The 16,991-nt window shown below is 35.5% G+C and carries 16 protein-coding genes and 1 pseudogene; 3 read left to right on the top strand and 14 right to left on the bottom strand.

Going from position 1 to position 16,991, the window contains the following annotated elements; genetic code table 11:
• Nucleotides 1-119: 119 nt before the first annotated feature.
• From ACE199_RS15760 to ACE199_RS15750, 3 genes are all read right to left on the bottom strand, one after another.
• The gene (locus ACE199_RS15760; RefSeq protein WP_375350639.1) at nt 120-503 is read right to left on the bottom strand and encodes a cupredoxin domain-containing protein; all 384 of its coding nucleotides are present in this window, start codon (nt 501-503) and stop codon (nt 120-122) included.
• A gap of 337 nt (nt 504-840) precedes the next feature.
• Nucleotides 841-1,485, bottom strand: a complete 645-nt coding sequence (gene ycaC / locus ACE199_RS15755) for an isochorismate family cysteine hydrolase YcaC (RefSeq protein ID WP_127760367.1) — start codon at nt 1,483-1,485, stop codon at nt 841-843.
• A gap of 181 nt (nt 1,486-1,666) precedes the next feature.
• Nucleotides 1,667-2,224, bottom strand: coding sequence for an NADPH-dependent FMN reductase (locus ACE199_RS15750; RefSeq protein ID WP_127760368.1), 558 nt, complete (start codon nt 2,222-2,224; stop codon nt 1,667-1,669).
• A 375-nt stretch (nt 2,225-2,599) separates the two neighbouring features.
• On the opposite strand from ACE199_RS15750, the gene ACE199_RS15745 reads away from it, so the two are divergent.
• Complete coding sequence (locus ACE199_RS15745) at nt 2,600-3,742, top strand: low temperature requirement protein A (RefSeq protein WP_375350638.1); 1,143 nt, start codon at nt 2,600-2,602, stop codon at nt 3,740-3,742.
• 591 nt (nt 3,743-4,333) lie between these two features.
• Here ACE199_RS15745 and ACE199_RS15740 read toward each other — a convergent pair.
• Complete coding sequence (locus ACE199_RS15740) at nt 4,334-5,599, bottom strand: LysM peptidoglycan-binding domain-containing protein (protein ID WP_375350637.1); 1,266 nt, start codon at nt 5,597-5,599, stop codon at nt 4,334-4,336.
• 210 nt (nt 5,600-5,809) lie between these two features.
• On the opposite strand from ACE199_RS15740, the pseudogene ACE199_RS15735 reads away from it, so the two are divergent.
• Nucleotides 5,810-6,013: pseudogene (locus tag ACE199_RS15735) on the top strand (LysR family transcriptional regulator); the annotation flags it as partial.
• Nucleotides 6,014-6,216: 203 nt separating this feature from the next.
• Here the strand turns inward: ACE199_RS15735 and map are convergent.
• The 4 genes from map to ACE199_RS15715 form a co-directional block, all read right to left on the bottom strand.
• Complete coding sequence (gene map, locus ACE199_RS15730) at nt 6,217-6,963, bottom strand: type I methionyl aminopeptidase (protein WP_119116720.1); 747 nt, start codon at nt 6,961-6,963, stop codon at nt 6,217-6,219.
• A gap of 205 nt (nt 6,964-7,168) precedes the next feature.
• Complete coding sequence (locus ACE199_RS15725) at nt 7,169-8,755, bottom strand: amidohydrolase (RefSeq protein ID WP_375350636.1); 1,587 nt, start codon at nt 8,753-8,755, stop codon at nt 7,169-7,171.
• Between the two features lie 369 nt (nt 8,756-9,124).
• The gene (locus ACE199_RS15720; protein WP_375350634.1) at nt 9,125-9,565 is read right to left on the bottom strand and encodes a cell wall hydrolase; all 441 of its coding nucleotides are present in this window, start codon (nt 9,563-9,565) and stop codon (nt 9,125-9,127) included.
• A 192-nt stretch (nt 9,566-9,757) separates the two neighbouring features.
• Nucleotides 9,758-10,318 carry a DNA-3-methyladenine glycosylase I gene (locus ACE199_RS15715; protein ID WP_375350703.1) on the bottom strand — a complete coding sequence of 187 codons (561 nt, stop codon included), beginning with the start codon at nt 10,316-10,318 and terminating at the stop codon, nt 9,758-9,760.
• A gap of 403 nt (nt 10,319-10,721) precedes the next feature.
• Between ACE199_RS15715 and ACE199_RS15710 the strand changes: the two genes are divergently transcribed.
• Nucleotides 10,722-11,702: an aldo/keto reductase gene (locus tag ACE199_RS15710; protein WP_375350633.1), complete on the top strand. Its 981-nt coding sequence runs from the start codon at nt 10,722-10,724 to the stop codon at nt 11,700-11,702.
• Nucleotides 11,703-11,883: 181 nt separating this feature from the next.
• On the opposite strand, the gene ACE199_RS15705 is transcribed toward ACE199_RS15710, so the two are convergent.
• The 6 genes from ACE199_RS15705 to ACE199_RS15680 all read right to left on the bottom strand — a co-directional run bounded on the left by ACE199_RS15705 (nt 11,884) and on the right by ACE199_RS15680 (nt 16,989).
• Complete coding sequence (locus ACE199_RS15705; protein ID WP_375350631.1) at nt 11,884-12,093, bottom strand: hypothetical protein; 210 nt, start codon at nt 12,091-12,093, stop codon at nt 11,884-11,886.
• Entirely contained in the window at nt 12,086-12,841 is a 756-nt protein-coding gene (locus ACE199_RS15700) for a GTP cyclohydrolase II (RefSeq protein ID WP_375350630.1), read from the bottom strand. The genes ACE199_RS15705 and ACE199_RS15700 overlap by 8 nt, the downstream gene beginning before the upstream one ends.
• A 77-nt stretch (nt 12,842-12,918) precedes the next feature.
• Nucleotides 12,919-13,158: a hypothetical protein gene (locus ACE199_RS15695; protein WP_375350629.1), complete on the bottom strand. Its 240-nt coding sequence runs from the start codon at nt 13,156-13,158 to the stop codon at nt 12,919-12,921.
• 347 nt (nt 13,159-13,505) lie between these two features.
• Complete coding sequence (locus tag ACE199_RS15690) at nt 13,506-14,183, bottom strand: C40 family peptidase (protein ID WP_375350628.1); 678 nt, start codon at nt 14,181-14,183, stop codon at nt 13,506-13,508.
• A gap of 563 nt (nt 14,184-14,746) precedes the next feature.
• Complete coding sequence (locus ACE199_RS15685) at nt 14,747-15,790, bottom strand: flavin-containing monooxygenase (protein ID WP_375350627.1); 1,044 nt, start codon at nt 15,788-15,790, stop codon at nt 14,747-14,749.
• Between the two features lie 101 nt (nt 15,791-15,891).
• The gene (locus tag ACE199_RS15680; RefSeq protein ID WP_375350626.1) at nt 15,892-16,989 is read right to left on the bottom strand and encodes a copper resistance D family protein; all 1,098 of its coding nucleotides are present in this window, start codon (nt 16,987-16,989) and stop codon (nt 15,892-15,894) included.
• Nucleotides 16,990-16,991 lie beyond the last annotated feature (2 nt).

The raw sequence follows: 16,991 nt of genomic DNA, 5'->3' as shown, positions 1-16,991 counted from the left end.
TTTTTAAAGGAACATCTGTTTGTGGAGGAAAGTTAGCTGTTATGATGATGTCTGGGTAATAATAAGTAAGTTACCGTTCGTTGCCTATTAAAAAAGCAAGGCCCGATTGGCCCTGCTTTTTATTTGACTATTACTTTTCCAACCATTCCCTCCTGTAAATGGTACCGACATATCAGATCATATGTACCGGTCTTGTTCGGTTTCACGGTAATGGTGTTTTCTTTTCCAGGCTGGACTTCGGCGTCAATTCCGAGCTTTTCCACTGTGAAGGTGTGCTTTTTCGTACCTTTGTTTTTCAATATCAACGTTGTCGTTCTTCCATTCGTAATAGTGATGACTTTCGGATTAAAGTAATCATCGTTCAACTCGACCTCAATCGTTTTCACTGACTCAATTGGCTGTGCTACGACGTCGGACTCGGCAAATACACTGAGTGGGCCTGGAGTTGTCACAATCATCGCAAGCAAAACGACCAAGCCAGTTAACCACTTTTTCACAGACATTCGCAATCCCTCCTTTCCTAAGACTATCTTTTTCCAATTCATAAAATATTATTACGTAAATCTATGTGTTTTATTGAAATGATTGAAAATAAATTCCCGTCTGTAGAATGACAATAAAGTTATTTAATTTTAAAACCTCAAACACACATACCCCGTCCTAATTTTAGGATGGGGGTAAAATAAAATTGTTTAATTTTTGATAAAAAATACTACACCAAACAAAAAATAACAATAAAATCGTTCAAAAATCTAAGTTTTATTCCATAATAGCGCCCTTTTCTTGAATAAGCCAGAAGCTTGTATATTGGAAAAAGTGAGTTATTAATAAGCTGCTAATCTAGTTAGGCTGCTTGCTAAAGTCTCTCTGAGCTCCCCTATAGCTTCCAATAAGATTTTGATATCCAGGAAGTTGGCTAGAAAGTAAAGCGCCAAAGCCTTCAACATCATTGCGCCAATCACGTTGTAACTCGCACGCAATGCTAAACCAGTTCAGAAGCTGCACCCCACCATGAGCCATACGCATTAATGCCGCATCCGCTACTTGTTTGCTAAATGTTCCAGAAGCATCAGTAGCAACAAATACTTCATAACCAGCGTTCACAGCGGAAAGGGCAGGAAATGCAACGCAAACATCTGTCACTACGCCAGCAATGATAAGTTGTTTTTTTCCAGTTTCTTCGATTGCTTTGACAAAATCTTCATTATCCCATGCGTTAATTTGTCCAGGACGAGCTATTTTTGGCGCGTCAGGAAAAAGTTCTACCAATTCCTGCATGAGTGGTCCGTTAGGCCCATTTTCAAAGCTTGTTGTTAAAATAACTGGTAAATCAAAAAACTTTGCGGTTTTAGCAAGAGCCATAACATTGTTCTTGAATTCATCAACACCATAGTCACGCACAAGGCCGGAAATAAGGCCGGTTTGATGATCCACTAAAAGAACGGCAGCATCATCTTTGTTAAGACGAGAATAGAAATCAGACATTTTAATGTCCTCCTTTAATTAAAGTTATCGAAGAAGATTCATAGATTGGAAAATGTATGTTAAACTCCTACGTTTGTTCCAATGTAACTGAACTGATTACTAGTATTCGTTTTTATAAACTCATTATGTGTCAGTAGTATTTATAAAAAATAAATGATTAATGAAGCTTGGACTTCTTCAATTAATCTAGAGCTGGAGTGTGATCAATCCAATGAATAAATTGGTGTAAATATTGCTGAAGATAACGTTTTGTTTGTTCGTCTGTAAGGACTTTCTGTTCAGAATCAATCTTTTTATGTACTTGGGAAATCAACACTTTTTGAAATGGAAGAACATGAACCTGCATGGCCTCTAGTATTTGTCTGATTTGCAATTGAGCAAAGGCAGTACCTAATCCCCCAGGAGTTGCACCAATTAGACCAACCGGTTTTCTGCTAAGAACAGCGGATTCCCGAGGTCTTGATGCCCAGTCCAATGCATTCTTTAATACGCCTGGAATTCCAGAATTGTACTCTGGACTTAAAATAATGATACCGTCAACGTCCTGGATAGCGGATTTAAATAATGTCACTGTTTCTGGAACGCTTATTTCTAAGTCTTCGTTGAACAAAGGAAGTTCATTAATTTCGATCCAGCGAAATTGATGGGAATCATCCAGCTCTGTTAATGATTGAGCAATGATTCGATTATAAGAGTTTTTACGTAAACTACCACAAATAAGGCCGATGGTTTTGGTCATCCAATTCCTCCTCGTTTGAAATCACTTTCATGTTACCATAATATTCCAAAATATAAGAAGCGACGTTATACCTAATTACAAATTTTTTATTTTAATGAAGTGTTTATTTCAAAAAAGTTAGAATAGTTTTAGGGATTTAAGGATATCTCTTTTGTTTTCTATTGCTTAACATAATAGTAGGGTTAAAAAAGTACTACATCTAATAAATCATGAATTCTAAAAGAATGAAATGAAACGAAATGCTTTTAATTATTTAACCAAAACCACCATGTTCCAAAGATATGGCAAATGGTTTATGTCATGTTTATTTTTTCTTCCAATTTTTGTATATTTATAACATACTATAAACTATAAAGAATTGGAGGGAGTGAAGAAATGGAAGAAAAGAAAGTGACGTGGTTAGAGCTCTTTTATGATTTGTTATTTGTGGCGGCGGTTGCGGCTGCGACTCATGTTTTACTTCATGTTGAAGATGGACATATCCATGCAGAGTATTTAGTAAAGTTTGTATTAATTTTTATTCCTATTTGGTGGGCTTGGGTAGGGCAAACCATATTTATTAACCGGTTTGGAAAAGATTTATTTCATCAACGTATCTTTTTGATCTTGCAAATGTTTTTTGTACTAATTATGACATCAAGTTTATCAGTTGATTTTGATCCTTATTATCTTTCTTTTTTAATTGGGTATATTGGCTTAAGAGCAGTAACTGCGATCCAATATCTTATTGTCCAGCGTATAGAAACGGGAGTTCGAAAACAAGCAGCCCTCTTTTTGGGAAAGTATTTTTGGATTGGAATCGTTATTTCATTATTCTCCGTCTTTTTTGATTCTTGGGTTCGATATGCTGTGTTGTATACGGGCATCCTTATTGATATCATTGTCCCGGTGCTTGGACGAAAGTGCTTAGAAAAGGTTCCGACAAATACGGCTCACCTATTAGAGCGATTTGGTTTATTTTCCATTATTCTCTTTGGGGAAGCGCTGATTAGCACTCTTGCGGTCATTCAGCCTACACAAGGAAATTGGGATTCAATAGGCTTTGCGATCATTTCATTTATCCTGATTATATCGATGTGGTGGCAATATTTCGATAACATGGAGAAGAAACTCGACAAGTCTATACAGACTTCCGGCCAAATCATTATTTACGGTCATCTGTTTATATTAATGTCTTTGAGCATGATCGCAGCATCTATCAGACTATTGTTTTTACATGAGGTCCATTACTCATTTATCTTATTTTTTGTTTTTGGATCTGTATTGCTCTATTTCCTGTCAACTACCTTTGTTTTCCATCAATATAGACATGTGCACCACCGATTGAAAATTTATCATTTAGGGTTATTTTTAGGAATTTTAGCCGTCTTTTTTATTATTAATTTGATTATTGTAGTACCAAATATTTTGATAATAGCTGAATTAACCTTGTTTTTTATTATCTTTACTAAATTAACAATTTCTAATAAAAAGCAACCGTCGACAAATGAGATTCATCCGAGAATAAAAAATGTTTAATGTTTAATAGGGGTTAATACATAAAAAAATACCGTCAATCCTTCTTGGATCAACCCATCTTTAGTTAAAATGGATTATGTGACAATTAATCAAGAGACCCTCCTGCTACTTAAACCAAGCACGTCTCCCCTTTTTCATCAAATCCGTGCTTAAAATCAAATGCAAAGGAGGAGGTCCATACTAAATATAATAGTTGCATCTCTTGAAAGCCTCCTCCCACTTCAGTTTTTTTATTTTACCACTTTAACGCTATAAGCCGCTAAAACATACTATAATAATCACTTCTTGTTCAACTGCCCGTTACTTTAAGTACATAATTTCACAATCTCCTTTAAAATTTAACATAAAGATCTAATTTTCTTTAAAGGAGTTGCTCCACAATATGGCCCTTAAATGAAAAATGAGCGCTTACCATTCAAGGATAGCGCCCTTTTCTGGAATAACCTATTCAATTTCCTAATGAAACGTCCCTTTATAGAGGGACTTGTTTTTTGTTTACTTCGCAATATATGTCAAATTTGAAATTCGCATTTCTTATTAAAGAATTGAGCCTTTTTGCGGAATAATAAAAGCAACCCAGATCCGGTTGCTCTATGTAACAATAAAATGATTATTTAAATAAACCCAATTCTGCGGTGCTGGCAGGTTCAATTGCCAGTACGTTACACCTAACAATTGATATTGATCGACTAAATTGTATTTTTCCTGATAACTCCTAATATCTTCAAACCAAACGATATGTTTTTCCGTTTCCTTCCAATGTTGATACCATGGTGAGGCAGCTACCTGATTAAATTCAATCACTGTGTTAGCAGAGATTGCCTGGTTTTGTGCACCATTAACTGATAAAGCCGTGGTCGTATTATCGATTACTCTCCAATCATATCCATACAAAGGAAAAGCAATTTGTACCTTACGAGAATCAATCAAACTTGTTGCATACCGGACAATCTGATCCATCCACCACAACGGGGCTACCGGATTGGGCGGACCGCCTGGATATCCATAATCAATTGTCATAACAGCTACCACGTCTGCAATCGCTCCAATTGACTGATAGTCATAAGCTCCTACGATCCGATTCGTTGGAAGGTCTTCTGTTTTTGCATGTACATTAACATGTAGAATGCGCGGACCAAGAGCAGCTTTTAATTCGTTCAAAAATGCATTAAACTCTCTCCTTCGTGCAGGAGGAATAAATTCAATATCCAGTGAAACTCCGTCATATTCTTTTTCATTAACAAACCGTAATAAACTATCAATTAAATTTCTCCGATAAACTGGATTAGCAAACACGTTCCCGGCTAATTCCGCATCAAAACCCTCGGATGTAAAGTTACGAATCATTAAAAGAGGTGTGACACCCAGCTTGTTGCTTTCCCTAACTACCTCTGTATCATCCAATAACACATAGGCATAGCCTTGTGCGGTGAACGAATAAGATACAACTGCTATATACGTAAGCGAATTAGATAAAGTCCGAAGAATTGTTAAAGCGGATTGTGGTGAGTATGGAATAATAAATCCTAGCGTTTCTATTTGGGGTTTCAACGGTGTTGGAATCAGGAGCCTTTGGCCAATATATAATTGACTCGGATCTATCCTTGGATTTGCTTGTAATATAGCTTCTATCGTGGTATTAAAACGATTAGCCAGCTGCCAAAACATATCTCCTGCTTTGACCATATAAGGTCTTATCTGAACAATAGCTTCGTCCGGAATGTAAAGCCCTAGACCAGGTATGATGGCATTCGCAGAAGGCAAACCATTCACTTCAACAATAGTAGAAACCGGAACCTGATATTGATTTGCAATTTGCCATAAGGATTCCCCCTTTTGGACAACATGAACGGTCATTCGTTTCACCCCTTGTTCCTAGTATATGGTCTTGAATTCATTAAATAGTACCTAAAAACTTAGGATTCCCATAGAGAATGCAAAGGAATGTTTGTTTAAAAGAAAAAAGAGAGGAGAAACATGGCAGGCCTAGGGATTCGCTCCTGATATATTTATTCAAAACCTATATTTCAACAATTCACATCGTTATTTGAATAAAAAAACGATCCAACCCATATTAAAGAATTAGAAGAAGAGGTAGGAAAACCTTTATTTGATCGGCTAGGGAAGAAAGTCGTGTTAACTCACTACGGAAATGAATTTTTGTCTTATGCCATCAAAATCATTGACCTTTATTCCCAAGCGTTAAATACAAATGAAGAACCTACAGGTAATCTTACTATTGGTATATCGGAATCATTGACAATAGGTCGTACTATAGTGTTCTTTTTTCCCTTTTTATTAAACTTTCTTATTCAACTAAAGGAAAATGCTACCGCAAGGGCTGTTGACAAACTAAGTTTTTAATAAAGAAGCTGATAAATTTTGAAAAAAGTAGTCTTTTAGATGAAGTCACATAATTAAAACAAAATAAATAAAAAAGCAACGACATCACTATCGCTGCTTTTTTGTGCATATTATTGCTCTGTTAAAATAACCGGACCGTCTTTCGTAATAACAAGTGTATGTTCATATTGAGCCGATAATTTACCATCAGCCGTTCTTGCTGTCCATCCATCTGAATCCATCTTCATATGCCATGTTCCAGCGTTTAGCATTGGCTCAATTGTGATAACCATTCCTTCTTTTAAACGTGTGCCTTTTCCTGGTTTACCGTAATGCAGCACCATTGGCTCTTCGTGCATCGTTTTTCCGATACCATGTCCAGTGAAATCACGTACAACAGAGAACCCTTCCGCTTCAGCAAAAGATTGAATCGCATGCCCAATATCGCCTAAACGATTACCTACCGTTGCAGCTGCAATTCCACGGTACATAGACTCTTTTGTTACATCTAATAGTCGCTGTGTTTCTGGAGCAACTTCGCCAACTGCATAAGACCATGCTGAATCCGCTAAACCACCATTTAAGTTGACAACCATATCAATCGTTACAATATCGCCTTCTTTTAACGGAGTTTTAGAAGGAAAACCGTGACAAATAACATCATTTACTGATGCACAAGTCGCATATTTATACCCTTGATATCCTTTTTGTTCCGGCGTTGCCCCATGTTCTGCTAGAAATTTCTCAACAAACTCTTCGATTTCCCAAGTTGTAATTCCTGGTTTAATCATTTTAGCAATTTCTCTATGTGTCGCTGCAAGCAATTTACCCGCTTCCGCCATTAATTGAATTTCACGTTCGCTTTTTAATGTAATCATTTAAAATCCTCTTTCATCTAAAATCTTTAAATACAAATCCTCTATTATCATATGCTTTTTTGCAGGTGAAAATCAATACAAAAACCCGTTAAAATCACCGGGTTAAGTATGTAAAAGTTTATTTTAGATTTGTTATGAGGTGAAGACGCAAATTTTATGAACTTAGAATATTGATAAAACTCCCTCTGTTCATGACAGCCGATAACTATACTTTAGCTCTGTCAAATACTGTACGACCTGCAACGACTGTTTTCACAGCTTTTGCAGTTAGCATATCTTCTGACGTTCCATCAAATAAATCACGATCAAAAATAGAAAAATCTGCAACATAACCTGGTTTAATATACCCGCGCTCATGTTCTTTACAAATAGCTTTTGCACTGCCAATTGTATAGAGTTGGACAGCTTGAAAGCGAGACAACTTTTCTTCTGGTATGTAACCATCATGGTCTGCATATGGTTTTTTTCGTTCTACAGCTGCATAAATAGAAGTAAGCGGATTAATATCTTCTATTGGTGCATCTGTCCCAGCTGCACACATCAAGCCACGATTAATTAGTTTTTTCCATGGATAAGCCCAGTCTAGTCGGTCTTCACCGAGTCGATTGATAGCCCATGGGAAATCAGATGGTACAAATGCGGGTTGAATATCTAAAACAACCGGTATTTTTTCCATTCTTTCTACTAAATCTTCACGTAAAACACAACAATGAATTAAGCGGTCTCTTTTACCGCTCGTTAATGGATATTTTTCAAGTACATTGAGTGCTTGTTCTACTCCTGCGTCACCAATCATATGTACAGCAACAGGTTCATCATACTTGCGTGCTAGTTTAACTAATTCTTCTAATTCTTCATCGGTTTGAATGAATAATCCTTGATTATCTGGTTGATCAGAATAAGGTTTAGATAATGCTGCCGTAGAACCGCCTAACGCACCATCAGCAAAGATTTTCATAGCACCTGGTTCAATAAAGGGTTCATCAAATTTCGCCTTCGCTTCCATCATTTCTTCAAATACTACATTATGGCGTAGCAATGTTACTCTGAAATGATGTTTTTCTCCCACTACTCGATGATAAGCCGTTAATGGATTAGTAAATTTCCCAAAATAGTGCATGTCCTCAGTATGGCCGCCAGTTAAACCATATGAAAGCATATCATCAATGGCAAGATTAAGAGAATCAGTTAAAGACTCGATATACGCCTCACCTTCTTTTGGTATAGCATCAGTTACAGCATTCATTGCTAAGTCGTATAAAAGACCATTTAATCTTCCCTCAGCATTTCGTCCAATTTCACCGCCTGCCGGGGATTCGCTATCTTCAAAGATGCCGCCTGCTTCAAGTGCTGCTGTATTTCCCAAAATCATATGATGGCAAACTCTTGTTAAAAGAATCGGTTCTTTACGAATCGCATCCAGCTCCCCTTTTGTGGGAATTTGTTGATCAGCAAAATTATTTTCGTTCCATCCTTCGCCAAATAACCATTGATCAGAGGGTGTAGTTTTAGCTGCTTCTTTTACCATTTCTAGCATTTCCTCGGCTGAAGCGGCCTTTGTTAAATCTAATCGGATTAACTTTTCACCTTGAAATATCATATGAAGATGGCTATCAACAAAACCTGGATACATAACAGCACCTTGTAGATTGACCTTCTCATCTGCCTGTGCAATTAGCTCATGGAGTGTTCCTACTGCGATAATTTTGTCATCTTCAACAAGGACCGCCTCTACAGTTTCATTTTCTTTCTCCATTGTATAAATTTTTCCGCCATACCAAAGTTGTTTCATAAAAAAGGTTCCTTTCTCTGTGAATTGATATACAATTCTATCCGTTATCAAAAGGCATCAAAAAATATTTTGATGCCTTTTGAATTCAAACTATTTAATTTTAAAATGTTCAAATTCCTATATTCATTATTATACTACTACCTTTCTTTTAATAAACTACAACAATCTTTGCTATATAAAAAAGGGAACACCTGCTAAATCAGGAAGTTCCCTTTTTATGTTTTTTCAACTGACAACTGTTACATTAGCTATAGAAGTTGCATTGAATGAATAGTGGCTACCAGCCTACAACCAAAAATTTCGTATTCGCAGTACTAAAAAGACAAAAGTATAATAAAACTCCAGAATTAATAATAGCTTCTAGACAACCTAACCGTTATAAACACTAGCACATGTTCCAGGTTTTGGTTCATAAAAACAATGGTCTTTAAATTGACCAGTGTGAGGTTGATCATACCATGTTGGAGGGCATGGAGCATGTGGATTAAAATACCAAAGAGCATATTTAGCCGGATGCTGTCTCCAGTGCTTCAAATTCTGTTCTGCTAATCTTCTTTCAATACCTCTCGCTCTTTGATAAAATACATTCCCTTTTTGAACAGCTTCAAAAGAATAATTTCCTCCTTGTACTTGATAAATGACTTGTGGAATTGTTCTTAAACCTTTAAAGTCTAAACAATTAGCTACAAGACGATTCACAATTACATTTCCAACATATAACATTCCTTGTGGTCCTTCACCTTCGGCTTCTGCTCTCATCATCCTTGCCATTAAGTCAACGTCTGAACTTCGGTAGCTTGCTCTTGCCATTTTTTTCACCTCAAAAATATAGTATGAAAAAAAGCCTACATTGATGTCATTGTTTATCAAATAAGAATGCTTAGTTTTTAAAGCTTACAGTTTTAAGTAAGATGAAAACGATGGCATTCTTTTTTATACTATTGAATCCAAATGGTACTTATTGAACATTACATAGAGCTTTGAAATCTAAGGTGGTGTGTTTTACTGCGAAGGATGACAGAAACATTCCAAGATATGATCATTCACCATGCCCACTGCTTGCATATAGGAATAACAAATGGTACTTCCTACAAATTTAAATCCATCTCTTTTTAACTGTTTGCTCATTTTATCACTTATTTCATTTGAAGTAGGTACATCTTTTGCTGTCCCCCAATTGTTTATAATTGGCTTATTATCTACAAAACTCCATATATAACGAGAAAATGAACCATATTCTTGTTGAATTCTCAAGAATGCCTTTGCATTCGTTACAACGCTATAAATTTTCATTTTATTGCGAATAATCCCCTGATTTTCTATTAATGATTGCAATTTTTCGTCTGTATATTGAACAATTTTCTCCGCTTCAAATTGATTAAAGGCATTTCGATAATTTTCCCTTTTTTGCAAAACTGTCCACCAACTGAGCCCAGCTTGTGCTCCTTCTAAGCATAGCATTTCAAATAATATCCTATCATCATAGACAGGTACTCCCCATTCTTTATCATGATATTCCATATATAAAGGCTCTTTAGTTTTTACCCACATACATCGTTTCATCATTTGCAGCACCGTCCTTTTTCTATCTTTTTTCACTTTTCATTTCGCCTTGAATTTATGAACCTGAAACTGTTTTTTATCAACCTTTATTTAAATTCTACACGTTGTAGCTTTAAAATAAAGGTCAATCGAAATAATGCCCTTCACCTTGATAAACGAACAAATTGCAGGATTACTCAAAAAAAGTTCTATTCACGTCCCAATTGAAACTCCATCTAATAACTTATAATCAGGTAATTCGATTGATTGGCCAGCAGTATTCATGGTTCAAGTCAAAAAATTCTATACATAAATTGATTATGATATAATTCTAAATGGAACAATATAACAACTACCAACGGTATAATCATACAGCTTTCCTGAATCATCAACAATATAAATTTGATAGAGAGAAGGTTGAGTCATGGAGTATGTGAAGCTCGGGAAGACAGGGATGGATGTTTCGCGGATTGCGCTTGGGTGTATGAGTTACGGCGATCCTAAAAGCGGTGTTCATACGTGGACACTGAATGAAGAACAAAGCCGGCCATTTATTAAGAAGGCTCTTGAGCTGGGGATTAATTTTTTTGATACGGCTAATATTTATCAAGGCGGAACGAGTGAAGAGATTGTAGGCAGAGCATTGAAGGAATATGCAAATCGCGATGAAATCGTCATTGCTACTAAGGTCCATGGGACGATGCGTAAGGGGCCAAATGGTTCCGGTTTATCACGCAAAGCGATTATGACAGAAATTGATCACAGTCTTCGTCGTCTAGGAACTGATTATGTGGATCTTTATCAAATACATCGCTGGGACTATAACACACCAATCGAAGAAACAATGGAAGCTCTTCACGATGTTGTCAAAGCCGGCAAAGCTCGTTATATTGGGGCTTCTTCTATGTATACATGGCAATTCCAAAAAGCTCTTTACACAGCAGAGCGCCATGGCTGGACACGGTTTGTGAGTATGCAAAATCACTTGAATTTGTTATACCGGGAAGAAGAACGAGAAATGCTTCCTTTTTGCCGTGAAGAGAAAATTGGCGTAATTCCGTGGAGTCCTTTGGCGCGCGGACGACTGACGAGAGATTGGGAAGAGACAAGCACACGTTCAGAACGCGATGAATTTGGCAAAACGCTTTATACAGCGACAGTGGAAGCTGACCGAAAAGTCGTGAAAGCCGTTAAAGAAATTGCTGAAAGACGGGAAGTTCCACGGGCTCAAATTGCTTTAGCATGGATTTTGCAAAAACAGCCGGTAACTGCCCCTATTATCGGAGCAACTAAACTCCATCATTTAACAGATGCTGTCGCTGCTTTGGAGATTAAATTAACGCCTGAAGAGATTCAAAAACTTGAGGAACCATATGTCCCTCATCCGGTAGCGGGCTTTAAGTAATAAAACAAAACCATCATTCTTTTGGAGTAATCTATTTTCCAAGCATTCAGCTCGAAAGGATATGAAAAAACCGTTCCCTTGCTTCTTCTATTCTATTTAATTGTTTTACTTTCAAATGTAAAAAACGACCAGCTACATAATCGTAATCGGTCGTTTTTCTTTTTTACTATTATATAGATGCTTATGTATTTTCAAGTAAATAACTTTTCATGTTATTTTTTGTTCCTATTATAAATGAGTCACTAGATTCTTTTGGCTTAACACTAATAATCACGTCAATTCTTGAATCCTCAAGTATTTTAACGCCATTCCCTGAAACAATAGGATTGGCGTCTGTCTGATTTTTGATTGCGTGCGCATTATGTAAGGCGTAGAATTCATGACTAGTCATTGCAACAAGTATCCTCATCTCTCATGTGACCGGACCGATTTATTTTTGTTTCAAGGTATTTTTCATTATACTCTGATACATCACCCCATAACGGTTCTCTTCCTGATACAGATAAGCCAGAGTTTTTTAGGGCGTCTAATTTTTTAGGGTTGTTGGTTATAAGAGTAACAGGTTTGCTTCTTAATGCTTTTAAAACTTGTATAGCATCACTATAATTTCTTGAATCATCGACAAAACCAAGCGCTTGATTTGCATCCACTGTGTCATAACCATTTTCCTGAAGGATATAAGCCATAGCTTTACTGAATAAACCAATACCTCTTCCTTCATGATTGGCTAAATAAAATAATGCACCAGTGCCATGTTCAACAATCATTTTCATCGATTGTTTTAATTGAAACCCACAATCACACCGCTTGCTTCCAAATATATCTCCTGTATGACAAATCGAATGCATACGAATAATCGCCTCATCGCCGTATTGAAAGTCGCCATAGGCGAGGATACTCGATTGTTGGAATTCGGCTAAATTGACAGAGGATAACTTGTTAATAATTCTTTCAAAATTCTCTGTTACTTCATCACAATTCAGCCAGCAATACCATTTAAATTCAACAGTTTCTCCGTACAAATTAACAGGCAGTTTGATTGGTCCGACTAAATAAATAGCTCCCTTTTCCGTTTTTATTAGTTGAATTTTATCTTCTAAAATAGAAAGAACTTTCAAATCCAATTTAGTCTCTGCCATAAAATCACTCCTTTTGTTTTTGTTTGTTTCAATTTTGCACTCTTGGATTGACGAGAGAATGTGTTCTGTCACTTCTTTTACCGTGGCAGATGTATATTTCCCTCAACTTCTACCACACCTCTTCTATTGCTTCCTGCGTAAGTCTCCCCATTAACAGTTTCTTGGATTGCTTCTTGCTGTTCTGCATTCGTATTCTCGATAACTGTTTCTTCACTTGTGATCTGTTTAGTTTCTTGTGTTTGGTTTACTTTCGTTTCCTCCTGTGTGTTATCACTAAGGTTATCAAAAGCATTACTTAAATGGCTTTTCTTTGTCATATTCAAACATCTCCTTCACTAAATTAAAGAAGCACTCACAATTGGAGTATTGTAATTAGTCCAGACAATCAGCTTGCCTTCATAAGCAGTGTTTTTAGAAAGGAATTAACTTTTCCATTTTGGGTCCACTTTAAGGCTCACCAAATACCAAGATTTGAATAGGTGTAGTTTTTCCTTTCCTATCGTTTCTAATCCACAAGCCTAGATAATAAAAAAAGTTGTGTCCGATTGAATTAATATTTAATCGGACACAACTCCTTTTATAATAACTTTATTACCACACCTGAAATAACTTAATTATTCTTAAACAACAAAAAAAGCTGATTATAAAATCAGCTTTTTCACTACTACATTCTTTTAGCTCCTAAATATCTTTCTTTCCAATAACTATTATTCATAGAGGTAATACTCACACCTTTTGATGAAGAACTATGAATAAATTGATCATTTCCTATGTATATACCCGCATGTGAAGCACCCGGTTTATAAGTTTCAAAGAAAACTACATCGCCAACTTTTGGAGTCGAAACCTTTGTTCCCTTTTTATAAATCTCTGCAACGGTTCTTGGGAGAGTAGTGTTTGAACCTTCTTTAAATACATAGGTTAGAAATCCACTACAATCAAATCCTTTCGGTGTGCTCCCTCCCCAGACATACGGCACATTTAAATATTTTTTAGCCTCTTTCACCAGCTCAGCCGAAGAACTTCCTCCCACGCTGGCAGTTTTTACTGTTTGCTTTTTAATACCTAACGCTTTATATGTTTTAGCACCTACAATGCCATCTGCTTTTAAACCTTTAGCTTTTTGGAACTTCACTACTGCTTTTTTTGTAACTGTTCCAAAATAGGTAGTCGTTTTTTTATTTGTAAAGTAGCCTTTGCTTTTTAAAACTTGTTGTAATTGTTTCACTTCAGTATGAGTCATTCCACTTTTTAGTGTTCTATCCCCTAATGCCGCTTCGCTCACGATCGGGTTTGAAAGCATCAACCCTGTCACAACAAATGCTGCGATAATTTTTTTCATATTTTTTCCCCCGAACCCTCTTTTTTCACATATTACCACGCTGAAGTAACACCCGTATTTAATTCATATAACAAATACATTACAAAAAATGCACAAAAAGTGTGCAGAATAGACACTATTCGATAATTAAGATAACAAATTCAGCAATTTTGCTACTCATTTGTTTTATCCTAAACTGAATTTCTTTTTATACCATAAGGGAGATTCATGTTAAGGGGATTCGTTATACATCATGTATGTAGTATAAAATTAGAAGGTTACTCATTTAGTCATACAAACAAATCGATTATTACTAACCATCGTTGAAGTTTAATATTGTTTTGTGAAAAATTTGATTATATTCTACTTGTTTTGTTCAATAATCGCTCCTGATTATTGAACAAGAAAAAATCCTACATTTACTACAGTAGGATTTTTGAGCAAACTTTTATAAATTCCCCCTCTTTATCTAAAAACTGCATATAAGCAGTTCATCTTTCTTATAAATGGTTTAACTTTGTTCTTATTGGGAATTGTTTACAAATTATCAGTTGTTCATTTGGATAAAAATACAAATTTCAGTTTCAACTTTTATCTAGGATATATTTAATCAAATATTCTGCGTCTACTCCGACCCCTTGAAGAAGTGCAGAGCCTCTACTATATTGCCACGGCAATCCTAAAAAATGTAATCCATCTATTGATGTAATACCTCTTTGATGAATTGGGTGACTCTTTTCGTCCAAAACCTCAGCTATATCAATCCATCTATAATCAGATACAAAACCTGTTGACCATATCACATTATTAACGTGTACTTCACTATTGTCTTCAAAAATAATATTGTCATTTTGTATTGATATAGTTGGTGGCTTTAATATTACTTTTCCACTCTTTATTAGGGATTTAAGTTCAAATCCAAAAATGGGGTCAGGGTTATTTTTTATGTACTGACCTACTTTAGTATTCACACTTGCTCTATATATGCCCAGTTTATCAAACCACCAGAAAATGCTTTTGTTCATTACATTTTGTGGTAAAAACTTCATTTTATGATTAACTGATAAATAAGTTTCTCTTTCTTTTGATAATTCAACTGCAATTTGTGCTCCTGAATTTCCTCCCCCCACTACTAATACAGGTCCATCTCTTAGTTGCTTTGAATTTTTATATTGAGACGAATGAAGCTGCAAAACATTATTAGACAGTGTTTTCGCAAACTCTGGAACAAATGGGTTCTGAAAGGGTCCGGTTGCTATAACTACATTTTCAGCTAGTATTTCTCCTTTATCAGTTAAGATTCGAAAGCTATCCTCATCTTTATATAAACCTTGAACTGTAGTTCTTAGCTTTACAGGAAGGCTAAACGTTTCAGCGTAAAAAGATAAATACTTGGCTATTTCATCTTTTGTGGGGTAAACACTCTGATTGCCTTCTAAAGCTAGTCCGGGTAATGAACTATAAGAGCGCGGGGTAAATAACTTAAGAGAATCATATCTATTTTTCCAAACTGCCCCTATCTCTTCTCCTTTATCGAGAATTAAAAAAGATAAATCCGTTTGTTGTAAGTAATATCCCATTGAAAGTCCAGCTTGCCCTGCACCGATAATGATTACATCATACTTCATTAGTATCACTTCCATTATTTATTGAATTATTAACTTCGATATGTTAAATAATAAAAGCTAATATATTAATTAATGAGAAAACAATAATATGATTTTGCATTTTATTGAATGCTTACCATTAATGATAAATAAAAAGCTACCACACATAATACACTCATTGAAAAACCTAATAGGATAGATGCTCTCTTTATATATGAAAATATGGTTACTCCCAAGAATGATAAAGCTAGTATCAATAACATTACACTGTTTAATTCAAGACCTAGAACAATTACTAAATCCCGTGTTATATTCCCTTGATAAAATAGGTCAAATAATTTAGATACTCCCGATGATGCTATGGTTGTTTTAATATCATGTGGTGGTTCTTGTTGCCCTAATACAGCCGTTGCGGAAAAAATAAGAAAAACTACTAAACTTTCAGCTTTCGTCCAACGTATTGGATCAAAATTCTCATTATTTTTTAGTTTTCTTCTAATCAAAACACTATTGATAAAAGCAAATGTTATTAAAGGTATAAGGAGCAGATGCTTAATTAAAAGTGCTTGACCATAAGGAAGAATCCAAGAATTTGTATAATCTTTATAATCGATCACCACAGTCATTAAGAATAGTCCTGTGATCACAGTTATTAGAAAACACATCATTGCTACAGGCGTAAACCACCTTAAGAAATTCAGCCAATTTGAATAATTTCTTGAAAACCAACTAACTACAATTAGGATTCCTACCCAAATAGTAATAGCAAGAAAGTGAATAGTATGTATAAGGAATCCATTCCATTTCTCTATAGAACTGGCGTGGCTAGACCACCCTAATGCAAGAATTAACATAAACGTAATAAACATTCCAAAATATGCATATAGTGACCTCTTTCGGTAATCAAACCAAACAATATAAATAAACAATACATTTGAAACAAGATAAGTGAAAATACACGCTTTTCCCACTTCAAAGGTGAAAAGTACCAATTTAAATGTTTGTAAAAATCCAATATCTTGGTAAAGATATAGACTGATTTGTAAAACGGGGATAAATGAGAATATTGCAATCCCGGCCGTTGCAGCCATTAAAACACCTTTAGGTACGTTAAAATCGGATCTATATGAACTTGGTACAATTTGCAGAAGAAAACTACCTATAAGCAGAGAGAAACAAAGATATAATAATGGTTCGCTGATGATTCCCATAAACACCATTT

The organism is Peribacillus sp. Hz7, assembly GCF_042136355.1.
GTDB classification, from domain to species: domain Bacteria; phylum Bacillota; class Bacilli; order Bacillales; family DSM-1321; genus Peribacillus; species Peribacillus asahii_A.
The sequence above is the reverse complement of the archived record's forward strand: the minus strand, read 5'-3'. Positions and strand labels throughout refer to the sequence as shown.

What these genes read in the sequence shown, in the direction of transcription:
- ACE199_RS15760 (WP_375350639.1), bottom strand. Translation starts at nt 503, where the DNA reads ATGTCTGTGAAAAAGTGGTTAACTGGCTTGGTCGTTTTGCTTGCGATG.
- ycaC (WP_127760367.1), bottom strand. Translation starts at nt 1,485, where the DNA reads ATGTCTGATTTCTATTCTCGTCTTAACAAAGATGATGCTGCCGTTCTT.
- ACE199_RS15750 (WP_127760368.1), bottom strand. Translation starts at nt 2,224, where the DNA reads ATGACCAAAACCATCGGCCTTATTTGTGGTAGTTTACGTAAAAACTCT.
- ACE199_RS15745 (WP_375350638.1), top strand. Translation starts at nt 2,600, where the DNA reads ATGGAAGAAAAGAAAGTGACGTGGTTAGAGCTCTTTTATGATTTGTTA.
- ACE199_RS15740 (WP_375350637.1), bottom strand. Translation starts at nt 5,599, where the DNA reads ATGACCGTTCATGTTGTCCAAAAGGGGGAATCCTTATGGCAAATTGCA.
- map (WP_119116720.1), bottom strand. Translation starts at nt 6,963, where the DNA reads ATGATTACATTAAAAAGCGAACGTGAAATTCAATTAATGGCGGAAGCG.
- ACE199_RS15725 (WP_375350636.1), bottom strand. Translation starts at nt 8,755, where the DNA reads ATGAAACAACTTTGGTATGGCGGAAAAATTTATACAATGGAGAAAGAA.
- ACE199_RS15720 (WP_375350634.1), bottom strand. Translation starts at nt 9,565, where the DNA reads ATGGCAAGAGCAAGCTACCGAAGTTCAGACGTTGACTTAATGGCAAGG.
- ACE199_RS15715 (WP_375350703.1), bottom strand. Translation starts at nt 10,318, where the DNA reads ATGAAACGATGTATGTGGGTAAAAACTAAAGAGCCTTTATATATGGAA.
- ACE199_RS15710 (WP_375350633.1), top strand. Translation starts at nt 10,722, where the DNA reads ATGGAGTATGTGAAGCTCGGGAAGACAGGGATGGATGTTTCGCGGATT.
- ACE199_RS15705 (WP_375350631.1), bottom strand. Translation starts at nt 12,093, where the DNA reads ATGACTAGTCATGAATTCTACGCCTTACATAATGCGCACGCAATCAAA.
- ACE199_RS15700 (WP_375350630.1), bottom strand. Translation starts at nt 12,841, where the DNA reads ATGGCAGAGACTAAATTGGATTTGAAAGTTCTTTCTATTTTAGAAGAT.
- ACE199_RS15695 (WP_375350629.1), bottom strand. Translation starts at nt 13,158, where the DNA reads ATGACAAAGAAAAGCCATTTAAGTAATGCTTTTGATAACCTTAGTGAT.
- ACE199_RS15690 (WP_375350628.1), bottom strand. Translation starts at nt 14,183, where the DNA reads ATGAAAAAAATTATCGCAGCATTTGTTGTGACAGGGTTGATGCTTTCA.
- ACE199_RS15685 (WP_375350627.1), bottom strand. Translation starts at nt 15,790, where the DNA reads ATGAAGTATGATGTAATCATTATCGGTGCAGGGCAAGCTGGACTTTCA.
- ACE199_RS15680 (WP_375350626.1), bottom strand. Translation starts at nt 16,989, where the DNA reads ATGGTGTTTATGGGAATCATCAGCGAACCATTATTATATCTTTGTTTC.